Origin of the sequence: Asaia sp. SF2.1, from assembly GCF_000505765.1 — a bacterium.
Classification (GTDB): Bacteria; Pseudomonadota; Alphaproteobacteria; order Acetobacterales; family Acetobacteraceae; genus Asaia; species Asaia bogorensis.
In genome coordinates, this window is record NZ_AYXS01000050.1 from 142,110 (window position 1) to 160,221 (window position 18,112).

Consider the following 18,112-nt stretch of genomic DNA (forward strand, 5'->3'; position numbering starts at 1 on the left):
TATGACCGGTCCCCTATTGCCCGCCAATCTCATTTCGCTTCCCGTTCTTCCTGTCTGTGCAGCCCTGCCCGAGCTTCAGGCCGTGCTCGATGCCGGACGCAATGCCGTACTGGTTGCGCCGCCCGGCGCAGGCAAGACCACTTTGGTGCCGCTTCATCTTTTACAAGCCCCCTGGCGCGAGGAAGGGCGCCTGATTGTCGTCGAGCCCCGGCGTGTTGCCGTGCGTGGGGCCGCCCATCGCATGGCCGCCCTGCTGGGCGAAGCCACAGGCCAGACAGTCGGTTATCGCACGCGCACGGATTCGGCTATGAGCGCGGCCACCAGAATCGAGGTGGTGACAGAAGGGCTGCTGCTGCGACGCCTGCTGACCGACCCGCTGCTTGAGGGCGTGTCGGCCATTCTGTTCGACGAGGTGCATGAACGCTCGCTCGATCTCGATACAGCGCTTGGTTTCGCGCTCGATCTGCAACGCACCATGCGCCCCGAACTCCGTCTTGTGGCCATGTCGGCCACAACGGATGGGCGCGCCTTCACCTCTTTGCTCGATGGCGTCCTGGTCGAGAGCGAAGGCCGCGCCTTTCCGCTGGACATACGTCACGCCAGAAGGGACATCGCAGCCCTGCGCGAACTGCCCGATGTCATGGCGCGCACCATACGCAGCCTGCTGGCTGAGGAGGAAGGCGATATTCTGGCCTTCCTGCCCGGTGTCGGCGAAATCAGGCGCTGTGCGGCAGCGCTGGCGGATGCTCCGGCACTGATCGTCCCCCTCTATGGCGAACTCGATACCCGCGAGCAGGATCTGGCCCTCAAACCAGCCGAAAGGCGCAAGGTGGTGCTGTCCACCTCGATTGCAGAAACCTCGCTCACCGTACCTGGCGTCCGTATCGTGGTGGATGGCGGATTTGCCCGTGCGCCGCGTCTCGATGCGGGGTCCGGCCTGTCACGGCTCGAGACCATGCGCATCTCGCGGGCCACGGCGACACAGCGTGCCGGGCGCGCCGGCCGCGAGGCACCAGGCATTGCGGTACGTCTGTGGACAGAAGCCACTGGCCGCGCCCTGATTGCCCATGATCTGCCCGAAATCCAGACCAGCGACCTGACCGGCCATTGCCTTGACCTTGCTGCATGGCACGAAGTCATGGGCACGCCCCCAGCCGCTGTGCCTTTACTCGATACACCGCCAGCCGGTGCCTTTCAGGCCGGCTGCGCCTTGCTTACGGCGCTCGGGGCACTGAATGAGGCAGAAAAGATCACGCCGCTGGGCGCCGCCATGGCACGGCTCGGCGCACAGCCCCGTCTGGCTGCGATGATGTGCGCAGCCCGTACCCCACCCGAAAAGGCCACCGCCGCCGCCCTCGCCGCCCTTCTGGAAGAACGCGACCCCCTACGCCCGCGTATCGTCCCCGGTTCGCGCAGCCCCTCGGTACCCGCCGATATCCAGACGCGTCTCGGCCTGATCGAGGGCGCCGAGCATCACCCCCATGCCGACCGGGCGAGCCTTGCCCGTATCCGGCAATCCGCCCAGCGCTATCAGAAGCGCCTCGGGCTGAGCCAGCGTCTTGCGCCCGACCCCGCCAGCGCGTCGGCCCTGCTTGCCGCAGGCTTTCCGGATCGCGTAGCCATGGCCGCGGGCGAAACGGGACGATATCGCCTGTCGGGGGGAGGATCGGCCCGACTGAGCGCCATCGACCCGCTGGCGCGCGAAACCCTGATCGTCGCCCCTGCCCTTCATGTGCGTACGGCAACCGAAATCTGCCTCGCCGCCCCGCTCGATCTCGATAACCTGCCTGCAACCTTGCTGGCCCGTACGGAGGAACAGGTCGAGACCGCGCTTGATACGACAACCGGCAACGTGATCGCCCGCAGAAGGCTGCGCCTTGGCAATCTGGTACTGCGCGACCGTTCTGCCCCGGCAAAGCCGGAGGAGGTGCAGGCGCTGTTGCTGTCACGCATACGCGCCGATCTGGCTGGCAGCCTCACCTGGTCCGACTCATGCCAGCAATTTCGTGCCCGGCTCGCCCTGGCAAGGGCCCATCTCGATGAGACCCTGCCTGCCGCCGATGACGAAACCCTTGCCGCCACTCTCGATGAGTGGCTGCTCCCCTATATCGATGGCATGACGAAGCTCAGCCAGATACAGGCGCTGGACCTGCTGCCCCTCCTGCGGCAACGCCTCGACTACACCCAGCTCAAACAGCTCGATCAGGCTTTACCGACGAGCCTCACCCTGCCCGGCGCGCAACCCGCCATCGATTATCGCGATGCCACGCCCACGATCTCGGCCCGTGCCCAGGCCTTCTACGGGCTGAAGGAGACGCCACGCATCGCCAATGGGCGCATCAAGCTGCAATTTGCCCTGTTGTCACCTGCGGGTCGCCCGCAGGCCATCACTGCCGATATCGCCGCCTTCTGGACCACGGGCTGGGCCGACATGCGACGCGACATGCGTGGTCGTTACCCGAAACATGACTGGCCGGAAAATCCCGCGACAGCCAGCCCGCCCCCGCCTAGGCGTCCACGCGACACCTGAGCGCCTCACGCGATTCGTCACACAGAACGTGACTATCGAACCACGAAAATGTTACGCGTGACGCTATGATACCCGATTCACCTGACGAATCCTGTGATTTGTCCGCGCTACGCTGGTTGAAATCACACCTCGAGAACCTTTCGTAACGAAATCTTGTCTTTCGTATCGAAAATATTTCTCACACCACTTGGGCACGGATCGCCTGGATGATCCGCGTCTGAGAGGCCATCATGCGTTCGACTCACCCGGCAGGTACGTCCGGCACAGCCCTTGAAAACAACACCCACTCAGGGCAGGCGGGGCACCGACGCGTGTTCATCGCGTCCTGCGTGGCAGGTCTGGCGGGTATTCTCTTCGGCTATGATCAGGGCATCATTTCTGCGGCACTCCTGACACTGGGTGACAGCTTCACTCTCGGCACGCTGGGCAAACAGGCTATTGCCGCAGGCATGGTTGCCGGTGCCTTGCTGGGATGCATGGCCGCAGGGCCGCTATCAGACCGACTGGGACGTCGCATGGTGGTCGGGCTGTCGGGGGCGCTGTTCCTGCTTGGCTCTATCGGCTCGGCAATGGCCATGTCCCCTACGGAACTGACGCTCATGCGGTTGCTGCTTGGTCTGGCCGTCGGTGCCGCCAGCCAGATCGTGCCCGTCTATATCGCTGAACTGGCACCAGCTTCACGACGGGGGCGGCTCGTCCTGCTGTTTCAGCTGGCCATCGTTAGCGGCGTCCTTATCAGTTCGCTGATCGGCTGGTGGCTGAGCGGCAGCCCCTTGCTCATCCGACTGCTCGACCGGGGAGGAGACTGGCGCATGATGGTGCTCATCGGTGCCATTCCCGCGCTGATGCTGCTGGTCGGCCTCATTTTCCTGCCCGAAAGCCCGCGCTTTCTTGCCGCAAAGGGCCGACGGGACGAGGCCATCGCGATTTTGCGCAGCCTCCGGGGCCCCGGTGAGGACCCCGAGGCCGAAATGCGTGACATTGAGGGTGCCGCGCAGGAACAGGGGAGCTGGCGCCTGCTTTTCTCGCCTCGGCTCCGCCCGGCCCTGATTGCCGGAACCGGCTTGGCCATGTTCAGTCAGGTAACCGGCACAAATGCCGTCCTGACCTATGCCCCGACCATCCTTTCCGGCGCGGGGTTCGACCGCAATTCTGCCCTGCTCATTTCGCTAGCCATTGGCGTGGCCATCACCGTTGCGACGGTGTTCGGGTTCTGGGCCGTGGATCACTGGGGGCGTCGTCGCCTCATGCTGCGCGTGCTGCCCGGGTCGATCCTTGCCCTGATCGTTCTGGCTGTCGTGTTCTTCGGTGGCGACCCGCAGGGTATGGGGCGCTTTTTCGCGGTAGCTGGCCTGATTCTGTATGTGCTTTGCACGTTGGGGAGCATCAATGCCTCGCTCTGGCTGGTAGGTGCCGAGGTCTTTCCGCTCGCTGTGCGCGGCAAGGGCATGGGCCTTGTCACCGTCTCGCACTGGTCTTTCGATCTGCTGATCTCGATGGTGACCCTGTCCATCATCTCGATGATCAGCGTATCGGGCACCTTCCTTCTCTTTGCAGCCCTGACCACTCTTGCCTGGATCTTCATCGAGCGCCGTATTCCCGAAACAAAGGGCCGCTCGCTGGAAGCCATTGAACGCAGTCTGAATGAGGGTGACTTCCTTTCGCGAAAGACGCCCCACTGAGCGAGGGGCATGAAGGCGACCCGTCGGGATGTTACCGTCGCTATGCCTTACCAGCGCTGCAACAGGGTCACGAATACCGCGCGCCCGGGCGCCCAGGCGCAGGCAACATCGCGGGTGCACATGGCTACATATTTGCGATTGGCGATATTGGTGCCGTTGAACTGCACCCGCGTGCGCCCCCGGTCGATATGGGCCTGCAAATCCCATACGAGCTGCGAAGGCACGGAAAATGTGAGGGGAATGGAGCCCGCAGTATTACCCGTGTAGCGCATGCCCGCCCCGAGACCGGCCTGCCAGAGCGCCGAAAAGGCAACGTCACGCTTGAGGAACAGCGACGCCATATGGGAGGGAATTGCCACAGGCCGCTGCCCAACCTGCGCTGCCACTGTCGAGCGCATCACACGCGGATCCTGATAGGTAAAGCTTGCGATGAAATCGATCCTGTAGGGTAAACGACCTACACCTTCGAACTCGAAGCCGCGTGTTCTCTGCCGCCCGGTCTGCACGCTGAAAGACGAATTGGCCGGATCGGCTGTCAGGACATTATCCTGCACCAGATTGAAGAAATCAGCCGTAAGCATGAAATTATCCACACCACGCAGGGGTTTGACCGGCTTGTATTTGACACCTGCCTCGATCTGCTTGCCTGTGGTCGGCACGAAGGCCGAACCACCGAATGTCGTCCCGACCTGGGGCTGGAATGACGTCGCGTAGGAAACATAGGGGTTGAGCCCTATGGAAGACTGATAGACCAGCCCGACCCGCCCCGTGAAAGCGTTGTTGTTTTGCGGTGTCCGCCCGCCATTGAGATTATTGACCGTCATGCTCTGGGTGAAATCACCGCGGCCTGACAGGATAAGATACCAGCGCTGCCAGTTGGCCTGTTCCTGCGCATAGATCCCGGTATCTGTTTCCGTCTCGTTTGTGCTCGTGGTGGTGCCATAGCCTGGCCAGATGATGGCACGATAAACCGGCTTGTAGAGATTGAGCGCGGGGGCTGCGCGCTGGCCGCGGCGATTGGCCAGAAAATCACTGCGAAAATCCACGCCTGTCAGGATTTCATGATGAATACCCCCCGTATGGAAGGTCACTGCCGACCGCGTATCGAGGGTGACGTTGTTGTAGTTGCCCTGCTGGTTGAGCGCGGTGCGATTGATGCTCTGTTTATCCGCTGAAAGTGACGAGGTGGTCACGAAACGGTAGAGCACGTCGAGATGCGCGTAACGCATGTTTTGCGTGATGGTCCAGTTGGGCAGGATGTGCCGGACAAAATTATAGCCTACCGCCACCTGACGCTTTGAGTAGACATCATAATCCGCATCGCTGCTCAGGAAGTTGCGGGCAATCTGGCCCCAGCGCGAGGGCAGGACGGTCCCGACAGCCGGCAGGAATTGCGCCGTCGACCCGGCATCGAGCTGCTCGAAACTGGTGAGCAGGGTAAGCGTGGTTTTTTCATCAGGGCGCCAGCTCAGCGAGGGTGCCACATATATCTCGTTGTTCTTGATATTGCGCGCGTAGGTGTCCGACTTGCGTATCAGCCCGTTGAATCGCCAGAGTAGAGTCTTGCGGGCATTCAGTGCGCCGCCGACATCGACCGCGCCTTGAACACGACCATAGGAACCGGTCTGGAAATCGATCTCATTGACCTGATCCGGATGCGGACGTTTGCTGACAGCATTGATGATGCCCCCAAGCTGCCCCGACCCGTAGAGAGCCGAAGATGCCCCGCGCAAGACATCCATCTCCTCAAGCCCCCAGGGCTCGATGCTGAAACTCTGCGATGTGCTGGCATCAGGAGCGCGTGTGCCATCAAGATAGATATCGGGCGTGAACCCGCGGATCGTGCCAAAATAGCCGCGCGGGTCGTCCTTCGACCCGTAATCCGAAACGCCTGCTGCGTAGCGCACGGCCTCGGACAGGCTGCGGGCGTTGAGCACGCTCATACGCTCCTGTGTGATGACCGTGATATTCTGTGGCGTCAGCTCCAGCGGCGTCGATGTCTTTGTAGCACTGCTTGCGGCAGCGGGAAGAAAGCCCCCGCGCCTGCCCGCCACACGAATGGTCTCGTGAATACCCTCATGAGCTCCTTGGGCGGATTGAGCTTTTGCTGCCTGAGGTCGCGTGGCTGGCTGTGCAGGCGTGGCCCTGTGCTGCCCCGCCCCTTCATGAAGGGGCGACGCCTTCTCCGGCAGGGTTTGGCGTTCCTGAGCGAGAGCGTCTGGCACCATTGCCGCCGAAAGGAGTGAGGACAGACACAAGGCGGCACGCAGGGAAACGGACATCAATCTACCGGAACAGACAAACAGGGAAACAAATGAGAACGTTTATCATTTGCATTGAGGTTTCCTTAGAAACCGCTAGCCTGCCTGTCAATCAAGGCGATCAGGGTCCAACCGCCCTTGTGGCCGTGACGACACGTTTCGATCTTAGATCGTGTACATATCTACGCATTGGGCTCATGCCACGGGAGGGACTGAGCGAAGAAGTGGCTGCCTTTGACTAAGCGGCGTTGCCTATCGCATCCGTCATCGCAAAGCCTGACGCATCTCGCCATGAGACGGTCGAATGATCCGGCTCCCTGATGACGACGCGTTTTACACACTGGCAAGGCACGCAATCAGACCGGACGCGTGGACTCCGGTGCAATGTCACGCAGACGATCCAGCAGGGCTACGAGCGGATGATCGAGCTGTGCCCCGCGGAAGCGCTTGACCTGACTACGGCACGAATAACCACTGGCCAGCACAATTTTCTCACCCTGTCTGTCCAGATGCGGCCCCCAGGACTGCTCGAAAATCACGCGGGACGTTTCCACATTGCGCGCCTCGTGACCGAAGGTGCCGGACATGCCGCAACACCCCGTCTTTTCCAGCTGCAAACCAAGGCCAAGCCGCGCAAACAGGGCCTGCCAGTCTGCCCCCGAACCCGTCAGAGCTGTCTTTTCCGTGCAGTGCCCAAGAAACACGAAACCGGCCGCTGCTTGCGGAGCGTCCTGCATCCGGGGCAAGGCATGCAACAGAAACTCCTGAGGCAGTTGCACCTCAGGCAGAGCCTCAAGCCCGGCAATCTTGCGGTATTCCTGCCGGTAGATCAGCGTCATGGCAGGATCGAGCCCGACAATCGACACCCCGAACGAGGCCAGTATGCGCAGCCATGCGGCATTGCGACGCGCCTGTCGGGCAAACAACCCAAGAAAGCCATGCACATGCAGCGGCTTGCCGCAGGCCAGGCTCTCGGCAAGATAGACCCTGTAACCGCAGCGCGCCGCCAGCTCGATAAACGCCTCGACAAGGTGCGCCTCGAAATGACGGGTAAACAGGTCCGGCATCAGAATGACAGACCGTGCCCTCTCTGCCTCGGTCAGGGCCACCAGACGCTCTGGTGTGGCAGGCTGCACGTGCCAGCGACGGCAGGTTTCTGCCAGCCCACTGCGTGAGAGGGGCGGCATATCGACAAGGCCAAGCAGGGTTTTGCCCAGCGCGGCCATGGGCTTCAGGCCGACCACAACATTATAGAGCCGCCTCATACGCGCCATGAGTGGCAGGGTATATTCGATCAACCCCACGACATAATCGCGCAGCGGGCGGGCATAGCGCTGGTGGTACAGATTGAGAAACCGGGAGCGGAAATCAGGCACATCGACCTTGACCGGGCACTGGCTGGTGCAGGATTTGCAGGCCAGACAGGTGGCGAGACTGTCATAGAGCTGATGCGAAAAATCGACCGGTGTGTTCTGCCTGCGCCGGAACTGCGCTGACACGCGGTCGAGCAGACTTGGCGCATGCGCCTCCAGCGCCGCCGTATCCACACCCGCGCCAGCCTGCAGGCGCAGCCATTCGCGCATGAGCGAGGCGCGCCCCTTGGGGGAGAAACGCCGGTCACGCGTTGCCTTCCAGGACGGGCACATCGGATCGTCCTGATCGTAATTGAAGCATGCGCCATTGCCGTTGCAATGCAGCGCCGTGCCATAACCCTGCCAGACCGGATCGGGAATCTGTCGATCCTGCGCCCCGCGCATCGGCACGTCATCAACACGCAAAAGCGGTGCTGAAGCGCCCGGAGGGGCCGCGATCTTGCCGGGATTGAGCTGGTTATGCGGGTCGAACACACCCTTGATCTGTTCCAAGCAGGGATAAAGCGGGCCGAACACATCCGGCATATATTCCGACCGCACCCCCTTGCCATGCTCTCCCCACAGCAACCCGCCATAACGGCGTGTCAGACGATGCACGGCGTCACTCAGTGGGCGAATCAGCGCAGCATCATCGGGGTTGCGCATGTCGAGCAGGGGGCGGACATGCAGCACGCCGGCATCCACATGGCCGAACATGCCGTAATCCAGCCCATGCCCATCGAGAAGCGCCCGGAACTCGGCAATGAAATCCGCCAGTTTTTCCGGCGGCACAGCGGTATCCTCAACGAAGGGTTGGGGCCGCGCCTCCCCGTGCACATTGCCGAGCAAACCCACAGCACGCTTGCGCATGGCATAGACCTGCGAAACTGCCGCGCGGCCTACAGCCAGCGTATGGCCACGGCGACGTACCGTCTGATCCTGCCGCAGATGCTCCAGAAAGCCCTCGACCTGTCTTCCGAGTTCAGCCTCATCATGACCGGCAAACTCGACCAGATTGAGCCCCTTCGCAGGGCCAGCCTCATCCTGCGGGAAATAGCTCTCGACCGAGCTCCAGACGAAATCCTGCATGGCAAGACCGAGCACTTTCGAATCGATGGTCTCGATCGAGAGCGGCTTGAGCCCGATCAGCGCCCGCGCGTCGCGCAGTGCATCCATGAAACTGTCGTAGCGGATGTTGACCAGAATACTGTGCGGCGGAATGGCCAGCAGATTGAGTTTCGCCTCGGCCAGAAATCCGAGTGTCCCTTCCGATCCACAGAGCAGGCTGGTCAGATCGAACTGCCCGGCCTCATTGCGCAGATGACGCAGATCATAACCGGTCAGACAGCGGTTGAGTTTGGGGAACACCTTATCGATCGTGTCGCGCTCACGATCATGGAGCGCCGCCACGCAATCATGGATCTGCGCCACGCGGGAATGACCCTGACGGCGCACCGCCAGTTCGCTCTCATCAAGCGGTGACGTGTCGAGCACGTCGCCACCCACGAGCACGGCCGTCACACCAAGCACATGGTCGCGTGTCTTGCCATAGGTGCAGCTTCCCTGCCCGCTGGCATCGGTGCTGATCATGCCGCCGATCGTGGCACGGTTGGATGTCGAGAGTTCGGGGGCGAAGAACAGCCCATGACGGGCAATGGCCGCATTGAGCTGGTCCTTCACCACGCCGGGCTGAACCCTCACCCATTTCTCCTCGACATTGATTTCGAGGATAGCGTTCATGTGTCGGGACAGGTCGACCACGATACCATCGGTGAGGGACTGGCCATTCGTGCCCGTTCCGCCGCCACGCGGTGCAATGGTGATACCGCGCCAGACGGGCTCGCCCGCAAGCCGGGCCAGCACGATCAGATCCTGCCTGTGCCGAGGAAAGACCACGGCCTCGGGGTGACGCTGATAGATGGAATTATCGGTCGCATGGACCAGACGCGTATCGTGCGTCGTGCCGATCTCGCCCTCGAACCCCTGCTGACGCAGTGCCTTGAGGAAAGCGGCATGATCCGCCGCATTGCCTGGGGTCTTGTCGAGAACAGCAATCATGGTCATGGCCGGTCATCCATCACGAGGGCACGCGCTGGCACTGGATTAGCCTGAACCACCTTGGAACGATAGTGACGCTACCTTCATCACCGATGGCTGCCAGAACGGACCCGCCACCGATGACGCCCTGCTCAGGACCGTGTCAGAACCACCAGCGCCCGCCTTTCCTGCGCGATACCCGAGCGCAGATGCCCGTGAGCACAGAGCGCCTCGCCTTCATGCTCCAGATACATCGCCTGATTGATGATTGGCGCCGAAGCCGCCGCAGTCTGACGCAGGGTGCGATGCACCTTGCGGGCCAGGGTGCGGCAATAGTCCAGCGTATCGCTGGTGACAGCCATAGGCACGGCCTCATGCACGGGCGCCGTACTGGCGCCCGGTATGGCATCGGCTCTGGCAGCGCCAGGCAACCCGACCGCGCAGGTCAGGCAAAAAAGCGCAAAGGCTGTATGGGTCATAGAACCGGCACTAATTCAGTCCGTATTGCGCTCTCATGGGCTGCGAATGAAGACTTGTTTATGTAGTCAGTTTTTGGACCGGGCGTGTCAAAACAGCCTGCAAGCCCCGATCTGCCGGCCTCTCAGCCCAGCCCGGTTTCCTCTACTGGCAGGCTGAGCACGACGCGAAGCCCCCGCTGCAGGGGCTCGAGCGCCAATGCCCCGCCATGAAGCTGCGCGACAGCCTGCACCAGCGACAGACCCAGACCGGCACCCGGTGTATTGCGTGCCTGATCGGCACGAAAGAACCGCTCGGAAGCGCGCAGAAGATCTTCTGCAGACATGCCCGGGCCTTCATCAGTCACGCTGATACGGACCAGATTACCGGAGACGCTGGCCCGTAACGTGACCGTCGTTTCGGCAGGCGAAAACTTTATGGCATTGTCGATCATGTTGGCCACGGCCTGCTGGATCAGGCGGGCGTCACCATGAAAGAGCAGGCGCGGCGGCAGGTCGCGCGCAATCTGCAGCCCGGCATCCTCGGCTGTCGCCTCATAAAGCTCGGCGATATCCTGCAGCGGCCTGATGAGATCGGTCGTCTCGAAAGCCGCGCGGCGGGCACCGGCCTCGATCTGGGCAATGCGCATGAGCGCATCAAAAACCGCCGTGACATGATCCAGATCGGCCACGGCACGATAAATGGCGTCATGCATCTCTTCGGTCGAGCGCGCATGAAGGGCGGCATCTTCCAGACGATTACGTGCACGCGTGATCGGCGTGCGCAGATCATGAGCGATGGAGTTGGAAACCTGCTTCACGCCTTCCATGAGCTTGGAAATACGGTCGAGCATGCGGTTGATGGAATGGGCAACGAGATCGACATCATTACCCACCAGCGGCATACGCTGACGCATGTCACCATTGGCCAGCGCCGTGGTGGTACGGGCTATGGAGCTCAGAATACGGCTGAAGATACCGCGCACAACCCATGCCCCACCAATGGCGAGTGCTGTCACCATGAGCCATGACCACAGGAAGGTTTCTGTCAGCACACGGCGAAGGATATCCCGCCCCCTGATATCGCGGCCCACCAGCAATTGCAGGCCACCCGGCAGGACATAGGCATGCATGGCGGCTGAAGTCGTGTTGCCGGCCCGACTGATCTTGAGCGTGTAAAAGCGATCGGCCCGTTGTACCGCCTCGGGCCATGAGGGCATGTTGCCAGCCAGCCTCTGGCCACCCGGTGTGATCAGCAGATAGAGATCCTGATCCTCGACATCCTGATCGAGCCTGTCCTGAATGGCCCGCTGCAGGCTGGAAAGACCACCCTGCATCCAGCGTTCTGCCAGACCATGCGCGTCGGCATCGACTGCCTGCCCCACCTCGCGCTCGAGCGCGCCGATGGTGTGCCACCACAGAAAGGTCAGGAAGAGTGTGGCGGAAAGGGCAAAAACCAGCCCATAGCCCAATGAGAAGCCCAGCCCGGCTGAACGAAACCGCCAGGCGCGCTTCCACCAGACGCGAAGCAGGGGAAAGCGCGACAGGCTGAACCTCATGGAGCTATATCATCCTGCTTAATTGGCGCGCAGGATGTAACCTGCATTGCGGATCGTATGGATCAGCGCGGTTTCAAAAGGCTTGTCAACTTTCTGGCGCAGGCGTGACACATGCACGTCGATCACGTTCGTCTGCGGGTCGAAGTGATAGTCCCACACGCGCTCGAGCAGCATGGTGCGTGTCACGACCTGACCGGCATGACGCATCAGGAATTCGAGCAGACGAAATTCACGCGGCTGCAGATCGATCTTCTCTTCACCGCGCTTCACGGTGCGCGAGAGAAGATCCATTTCCAGATCGGCCACAACAAGCTTGGTTTGCGGTGCCTGTTCGGCACTTCCGCGACGGGCCAGAGCCTCGACACGAGCCAGAAGCTCCGAGAAGGCGAACGGCTTGGTCATGTAGTCGTCGCCACCAGCCTTCAGGCCGGCAACGCGCTCATCCACATCGGCGAGTGCCGAGAGAAGCAGCACGGGCGTAGCGTTGTTCTGGGCACGAAGCGTTTCCAGGATACGCAGACCGTCAATGCCTCCGGGCAGCATCCTGTCGAGAATAACGATATCGAAATTCTCGCTGACCGCCAGAAAGAGACCGTCCTTGCCGTTATCGGCCTCCTCGACGAGATGCCCGGTTTCCTTCAGTCCCTTCACGATGAAGCTCCTGACGGTAGGATCATCCTCGACAAGCAGAATACGCATGATCAGTCCTTGGCTTTGGCGGGGGCCATGACGGGCAGGATCGCCCGCCCCTCACTTTGCAGTGACCTTATTATCTTTCAGTTACGCGCCAGAAGAAAGGGCGAAGAACGCAATGTCCGCTCATTCATCGGCATCTGCCGGGCGTTTCCCGATTGGAAGTGTCACTGTCACGGTCTTGCCCTTGCGTATTACCGTGAAAGTCACGGCATTTCCCGGCTTTCCTGCGGCGACGATACGCAGCAAGGCACGACCGTTTTCGACTGGAGCGTTATTGATGGCGGTAATCTTGTCGCCCTTCATCAGGCCGCCCTTCTGCGCTGGGCCGTTACGATCCACATCCACGAGCACGACAGAACCGTCACCGTCATCGAGCGTGACACCCAGCCAGCCATGATCGACATGGCCCGTGCGGCGTATCTCTTCCACGATGGGGGCCACGATTTCCGAGGGAATACCAAAGCCGATCCCGACCGATCCCCCGGCAGGGGAAACCATGGCCGCATTCACTGCCACGACCTGACCTCTCATATTGAAGGCAGGACCACCGGAGTTGCCTGGATTGATCGGCGCATCGAGCTGCAGGAAATCATCGAGGGAACCCGCCCCCAGATCACGCCCGCGCGCCGAAACGATACCGGCACTGACAGACGAGCCGAACCCGAACGGGTTGCCCGCAACCAGGATCCAGTCACCGACATTCACCTTGTGGCTGTCTCCCCAGGTCACATAGGGCAGTGGCTTGGGTGATTCGACCTTGATGACGGCGATATCGGTGAGGGCATCGACCCCCACGAGCTTGGCGGGCAGTTCCTGCCCGTTGGAGAGCGAGACAGTCACGTTATCGGCATCACCGACCACGTGATCATTCGTCACGATGATACCGGACGGATCAATGATAAACCCTGAACCAGCGCCAAGAATCTCCTCCTGATGGCGCTGCATTTTCTCGCGATACCGCTTTTCGAGCGGTGTGCCCTTGATCTGGGCGGGCACCTTGCCCCCGCCTTCCGAGCTTATCTGTGTGATGGCAATGTTGACGACTGCCGGAATGACACGCTGCACCAGCGGCGCAAACGAGAGTGGCCCCGACTGCACCAGCACGGGGGGCAAGGCAGGCGTTCCGTCCGGTACCGCCGCCTGGGCCGGAATCTTCACCGCGCTGGCAGGGGGCACAGCGGGAATAGCCGGATGGCTGGGCTGCGGCGGCGGGTGTGGCAGGAATTTTTCCAGGAACGCCGGCAAGGCATAGGCCCTGTCAATGCCAAACCCGGCCAGAACGAGAAGGAGGAGAGCTTTGCGCATCAACAAACCACAGGCAGGGCAATATTCAGGGTCATGGCAGCACGATAGCGCAGAAATGAAATGATTCCATCTCTCTTGCATTTTTACCCGCGACAAGGCGCCATCACCCGAAGGTGCGGGACCGACACTTCCAGAACGGGAAGCAGGATTGTCATTCTCCCGCGCCTTTGGCAGGACGACAGAGTGACTATGCTGTGGCGCCATGAGGCGGGTTTTATCGGGGATTACAGATGATTAGCGACTTCATATTCGGGCGCGTCCTGATCATCGGAGACCTGCTGCTCGACTGCTATATCCACGGCTCGGTCGATCGTATCTCACCCGAAGCACCGGTGCCGGTGCTGCTGCGCGCCAAACACAGCAGCGTGCCGGGAGGGGCTGCCAACGTGGCCATGAATGCCGCAGCGCTTGGTTGCGCGGTTACACTCGTCGGGCTGGTGGGGCAGGATGGTTCGGCAAGGGAATTCCGTCGGGCCGTGGGGCGCGAACCCGGCATCGATCTGGGCCATCTGGTTGAAGATCCCGACTGGGTCACCATCACCAAGACACGCGTGCTGAGCGGCCGCCAGCAGATCGTGCGGATCGATGAAGAACCCTCGGTGCTCGTTCCTCCGCCGGTTCAGGAACGTCTGATCGCCGCATCACTCGCTGCCATGGACCAGGCGGATGTCGTGATCTGCTCCGACTACGCCAAAGGCGTGCTGAGCAACGAGGTGCTTCAGGCCATCATTCAGGCAGCCAATCAGCGCGGCATCCCTGTTGTGGTCGACCCCAAGCGCCGGGATCTTTCGGTCTATAAAGGCGCGCAGCTTATCACGCCCAATCGCAAGGAGTTGGCAGCAGCCACAGGGCTACCGGTCAACAGCGACACCGAAATCCATTTTGCAGCCCTTGCCGCACAGGAGCAGTTCGGCGGCGATGTTCTTGTGACACGCTCGGAAGAGGGTATGACCCTTCTTGAGCGCAACGGGCGCATGACCCACGCGCATGTTCCGCAATCCGAGGTGTTCGATGTCTCGGGGGCCGGCGACACGGTTGTGGCTACGGTAGCAGCCATGATGTCGGCCGGGGCCGATCTGCGCACGGCCATGGTCATTGCCACCAATGCGGCGGCAATTGTGGTTGGCAAGCTGGGCACTGCGACCGTTTCACGCGCGGAACTCAGCGCCGCCCTCAAATCCAAGATCGACCGTGATGGTGTTATTGCCACTTTGCCCCAGGCCCAGGGAATTATCGAAGCCTGGCGTCGGCATGGTGCGCGCGTGGTCTTTACCAATGGCTGTTTCGATCTGCTCCACCCCGGACATATCGCGCTGATTCATGCCGCGGCCAGAGAGGGCGACAAGCTAATCGTCGCGCTGAACAGTGACGCCTCGGTACGTCGTCTCAAGGGGGCAGAGCGCCCATTGCAGGACGAGCGGGCCCGCGCAACCGTCATGGGCGCACTGCGCGATGTCGATCTGGTCGTCATTTTTGACGAGGACACGCCTCTTGAAACGATCTGCGCCCTCAGGCCGGATATCGTGGTCAAGGGTGCTGATTACACTGAAGATCAGGTTGTAGGCGGCGAAGAAGTGAAATCCTGGGGCGGTCGCGTCGTTCTGGCCGATCTGGTATCAGGGCGTTCGACAACATCGATCGTTCGCAAGATGAAGGCTGGTCCTTCAGCGACGACGAGCCCGGAACCAGTGAGTTTGAAACCTGAGTGACATGACCCGCGCCAAGCAAGAAACGGCCCCCGCCATTCGGGATCAGTGGCGCGACTGGCTTGTGGGGCAAGCCCTCCCCCTGTGGAGCGAGGCCGGGTTCGATCCGTCACGCGTACTGTATCACGAACGTCTTGACTGGCAGGCGCGCCCCATCCGGCTCGATGCGTCAAGACTCATGGTCCAGGCGCGGCAGATTGCGACCTATTGCCGCGCTGCTCTGGATGGCGTGTATGCCGCGGGGAATCAGGCACTTGATTGCCTGGACCGGGTCGAAAGGCTTTATCACCGCACCGATGCCCAGCCGGGCTGGGTATTCTCGATCGACCCGACTGATCGCCCTGCCAGTACGAAACGCGATCTCTACGCCCATGCCTTCATCCTTTTCGCCTGCGGCTGGGCCATACGTTATGCAAACCGCTCAAAAGACCGGGCTTTGGCGCGCTGCATCGCTGATGAGATCGACCTGATCTTTACGGCAGACAACGGTGGCTATCTCGACGCGATACCTGATGATGGGACACGACGCAGCCAGAACCCGCACATGCATCTGCTTGAGGCCTATCTGGTCGTATTCGAGGCAACGGGCGATTCGTTCTACCTCGACAAGGCGCGGAGCCTTGTCGAACTGGCCCGCACCCATCTGATCGACACACGGTCGGGGCTGCTCCTAGAATTCTTCGCCCCGGACTGGTCACCCCTCGCCCCGTATGGTGCCAATCAGGTGCAAGCAGGTCATCTGTTTGAATGGTCCTGGCTGTTACGCGATTTCGGTCGTCTGACACCTGAAGCTGAGAGCGGGGCTGAATGGCGCAAACAGACAGCAGCTTCACTTTTCGAGGCTGGCTTTACGCATGGCTGTGATCATCAACGCCGCGTCGTGCTGGACAGCATGAGCGACAGGCATGTGGTCCAGGAGCACTCGGCGCGGATCTGGGCGCAGACCGAGCTGTTGAGACTGCTCTACACTCAGGGACTGACACCCAAGACCGACGACGCAGAGCCATATGCTGCTGCCTTCCTGCGTATCTTCGCCCCCTCGCAGCTTGGCGGAGGCTGGGTCGACCATATCGACGCGCGGAGTGCCGCACTGGTCGACTACATGCCGGCAAGCTCTCTCTATCACATCTATGGTGCAGGACGCGAAATCATCTCTCGCTGAGTGAGCAGGGGCTTTTCGCCGTCGTGAGAGGCTGGTCTCTCACGAAGCGGCCGCGATCCAAGCGCTAATGCTGCCACCTACTGGCCGCTATGTGGGCTGACGTTAGAGCCTGTTCACTTCCCGGACCGCGTGAAGACATCCTGATGAAGACGTCGGGGGTTATCAGCTCGCCTCCTTTTGATCCAAAGCGCGCACGGTCCAGCATTGTGCCTGAACTGATATCTATGTCTCCCAGCGCTTGCCTCCTAACAAGCAAGCTCATGGCAACATATCCAAGCGATCAACAACAAGACGAACCGATAAGCGCCTCATGCGCTTTGATCCTTCACGCGGCAGGCCCGGCGATCATGCGCTCAGCGCGGTCGCCTTCTGGGCCAAACGATACAAGAAACGCGTCCTGTCAGACATAACTCAAGGAGAGGACGCATCATGGTTATTCCTGCTTTTCCACCGCCAGAGGCCGAAGAGGTCATTGCCCATGGCAAACCGACGGACAATGAACTGCTCGCCTATTACCGCTCCGAAATCCGGTTCGAGACAGAGACGGTCAATGGCCGCCTGCAGGCGCTCCTGAGTTCGCAAGCCTTTCTGGTCATCGCCTATGCCACAGCCATGACAGGTTCAACGACGCGATGGGGCGATCGCATGGCGATCCTTATCCCGCCGCTGCTTTCGCTTTTAGGGTTCATGCTGACCTTGATGGCTTTGCCAGGTATTCGCGCTGGCTATGCGGCAATCAGCAAATGGAACGAGAAGGAGCAGCATCTGCACAAGCAATGCCCCAACCTTTCGGAGTTCACTCTGGCCAGAAGCGACGAGGATGCTCGCGCGATGAATCACCGTGCGCGCCGCGGTCGCATGTTCGCCCATCAGGCGCCACTGGTCTTCCTCATCGCCTGGTTTATCTTCGCCCTGATCCCATTCTATCTCTATGGCGGGTTCTGAGGCCCGGCCTGCAAATCTCGATATCGAGCGAGGATAAGGGGTTCCAGCTGTAGTCTATAAATTTCGGAGGGAATCGTTTCGAATTTCGCACATGTTCTGCGAATGATTCGTAAAGCTCTTGCTCGGGAGAGGATCTGCCGTAGAGCCCCTGTTGCAAGTGTCTACAAGCAAGAACGATCCTCCTTCATGAGGCCGCTACGCCTTGAGAATTTATAACGACCATGGGCCATCTGTACCGAGGATTTGATTATCCTGTGTTTGGGTCGCGCTGATGGCGGTATTCGTGCCTGCTGTGAGGCAGTGAGCGTTTTCGACGCAGGATCAGGGGTTATCTGGGCTGCGCTCAACGCGAGCCATACGCGCGCGTAAGACGCCTCGTGCAGCTAAGCTGAGGCGTTGGGTAGGGATTTATGTCTGTATTG

The 18,112-nt window shown here is 60.9% G+C and carries 11 protein-coding genes; 5 read left to right on the forward strand and 6 right to left on the reverse strand.

All coding sequences use genetic code 11. The features are described from left to right. Position 1: 1 nt before the first annotated feature. Both hrpB and P792_RS34975 read left to right on the forward strand, forming a co-directional pair. Complete coding sequence (gene hrpB / locus P792_RS34970) at positions 2-2,530, forward strand: ATP-dependent helicase HrpB (RefSeq protein ID WP_023979942.1); 2,529 nt, start codon at positions 2-4, stop codon at positions 2,528-2,530. 230 nt (positions 2,531-2,760) lie between these two features. Next, positions 2,761-4,212, forward strand: coding sequence for a sugar porter family MFS transporter (locus tag P792_RS34975; protein ID WP_081866883.1), 1,452 nt, complete (start codon positions 2,761-2,763; stop codon positions 4,210-4,212). Positions 4,213-4,259: 47 nt separating this feature from the next. Here the strand turns inward: P792_RS34975 and P792_RS34980 are convergent, their stop codons facing one another. The 6 genes from P792_RS34980 to P792_RS35000 all read right to left on the reverse strand — a co-directional run bounded on the left by P792_RS34980 (position 4,260) and on the right by P792_RS35000 (position 13,877). Then, the gene (locus P792_RS34980; RefSeq protein ID WP_235075547.1) at positions 4,260-6,494 is read right to left on the reverse strand and encodes a TonB-dependent siderophore receptor; all 2,235 of its coding nucleotides are present in this window, start codon (positions 6,492-6,494) and stop codon (positions 4,260-4,262) included. A gap of 335 nt (positions 6,495-6,829) precedes the next feature. Beyond that, positions 6,830-9,889 (reverse strand): FAD-binding and (Fe-S)-binding domain-containing protein, encoded by a 3,060-nt coding sequence (locus P792_RS34985; protein ID WP_023979945.1) that lies wholly within the window; start codon positions 9,887-9,889, stop codon positions 6,830-6,832. A gap of 125 nt (positions 9,890-10,014) precedes the next feature. After that, on the reverse strand, positions 10,015-10,341 hold the full coding sequence (locus tag P792_RS0120345; RefSeq protein WP_031241686.1) for a hypothetical protein: 327 nt from the start codon (positions 10,339-10,341) through the stop codon (positions 10,015-10,017). Positions 10,342-10,463: 122 nt separating this feature from the next. Continuing rightward, positions 10,464-11,876 (reverse strand): ATP-binding protein, encoded by a 1,413-nt coding sequence (locus P792_RS34990; RefSeq protein WP_023979947.1) that lies wholly within the window; start codon positions 11,874-11,876, stop codon positions 10,464-10,466. A gap of 18 nt (positions 11,877-11,894) precedes the next feature. Continuing rightward, a complete protein-coding gene (locus P792_RS34995; RefSeq protein ID WP_023979948.1) occupies positions 11,895-12,575 on the reverse strand; it encodes a response regulator transcription factor in 681 nt (226 codons plus the stop codon). Positions 12,576-12,695: 120 nt separating this feature from the next. Continuing rightward, entirely contained in the window at positions 12,696-13,877 is a 1,182-nt protein-coding gene (locus tag P792_RS35000) for a S1C family serine protease (protein WP_023979949.1), read from the reverse strand. 230 nt (positions 13,878-14,107) lie between these two features. Between P792_RS35000 and rfaE1 the strand changes: the two genes are divergently transcribed. The 3 genes from rfaE1 (at position 14,108) to P792_RS35015 (ending at position 17,690) form a co-directional block, all read left to right on the forward strand. Further along, complete coding sequence (gene rfaE1 / locus P792_RS35005; protein ID WP_023979950.1) at positions 14,108-15,586, forward strand: D-glycero-beta-D-manno-heptose-7-phosphate kinase; 1,479 nt, start codon at positions 14,108-14,110, stop codon at positions 15,584-15,586. A 1-nt stretch (position 15,587) separates the two neighbouring features. Further along, positions 15,588-16,745: an AGE family epimerase/isomerase gene (locus P792_RS35010; RefSeq protein WP_023979951.1), complete on the forward strand. Its 1,158-nt coding sequence runs from the start codon at positions 15,588-15,590 to the stop codon at positions 16,743-16,745. Between the two features lie 429 nt (positions 16,746-17,174). Then, positions 17,175-17,690 (forward strand): hypothetical protein, encoded by a 516-nt coding sequence (locus P792_RS35015; RefSeq protein WP_023979952.1) that lies wholly within the window; start codon positions 17,175-17,177, stop codon positions 17,688-17,690. Positions 17,691-18,112: the final 422 nt, after the last annotated feature.

What these genes read in the sequence shown, in the direction of transcription:
- hrpB (WP_023979942.1), top strand. Translation starts at nt 2, where the DNA reads ATGACCGGTCCCCTATTGCCCGCCAATCTCATTTCGCTTCCCGTTCTT.
- P792_RS34975 (WP_081866883.1), top strand. Translation starts at nt 2,761, where the DNA reads ATGCGTTCGACTCACCCGGCAGGTACGTCCGGCACAGCCCTTGAAAAC.
- P792_RS34980 (WP_235075547.1), bottom strand. Translation starts at nt 6,494, where the DNA reads ATGTCCGTTTCCCTGCGTGCCGCCTTGTGTCTGTCCTCACTCCTTTCG.
- P792_RS34985 (WP_023979945.1), bottom strand. Translation starts at nt 9,889, where the DNA reads ATGACCATGATTGCTGTTCTCGACAAGACCCCAGGCAATGCGGCGGAT.
- P792_RS0120345 (WP_031241686.1), bottom strand. Translation starts at nt 10,341, where the DNA reads ATGACCCATACAGCCTTTGCGCTTTTTTGCCTGACCTGCGCGGTCGGG.
- P792_RS34990 (WP_023979947.1), bottom strand. Translation starts at nt 11,876, where the DNA reads ATGAGGTTCAGCCTGTCGCGCTTTCCCCTGCTTCGCGTCTGGTGGAAG.
- P792_RS34995 (WP_023979948.1), bottom strand. Translation starts at nt 12,575, where the DNA reads ATGCGTATTCTGCTTGTCGAGGATGATCCTACCGTCAGGAGCTTCATC.
- P792_RS35000 (WP_023979949.1), bottom strand. Translation starts at nt 13,877, where the DNA reads ATGCGCAAAGCTCTCCTCCTTCTCGTTCTGGCCGGGTTTGGCATTGAC.
- rfaE1 (WP_023979950.1), top strand. Translation starts at nt 14,108, where the DNA reads ATGATTAGCGACTTCATATTCGGGCGCGTCCTGATCATCGGAGACCTG.
- P792_RS35010 (WP_023979951.1), top strand. Translation starts at nt 15,588, where the DNA reads ATGACCCGCGCCAAGCAAGAAACGGCCCCCGCCATTCGGGATCAGTGG.
- P792_RS35015 (WP_023979952.1), top strand. Translation starts at nt 17,175, where the DNA reads ATGGTTATTCCTGCTTTTCCACCGCCAGAGGCCGAAGAGGTCATTGCC.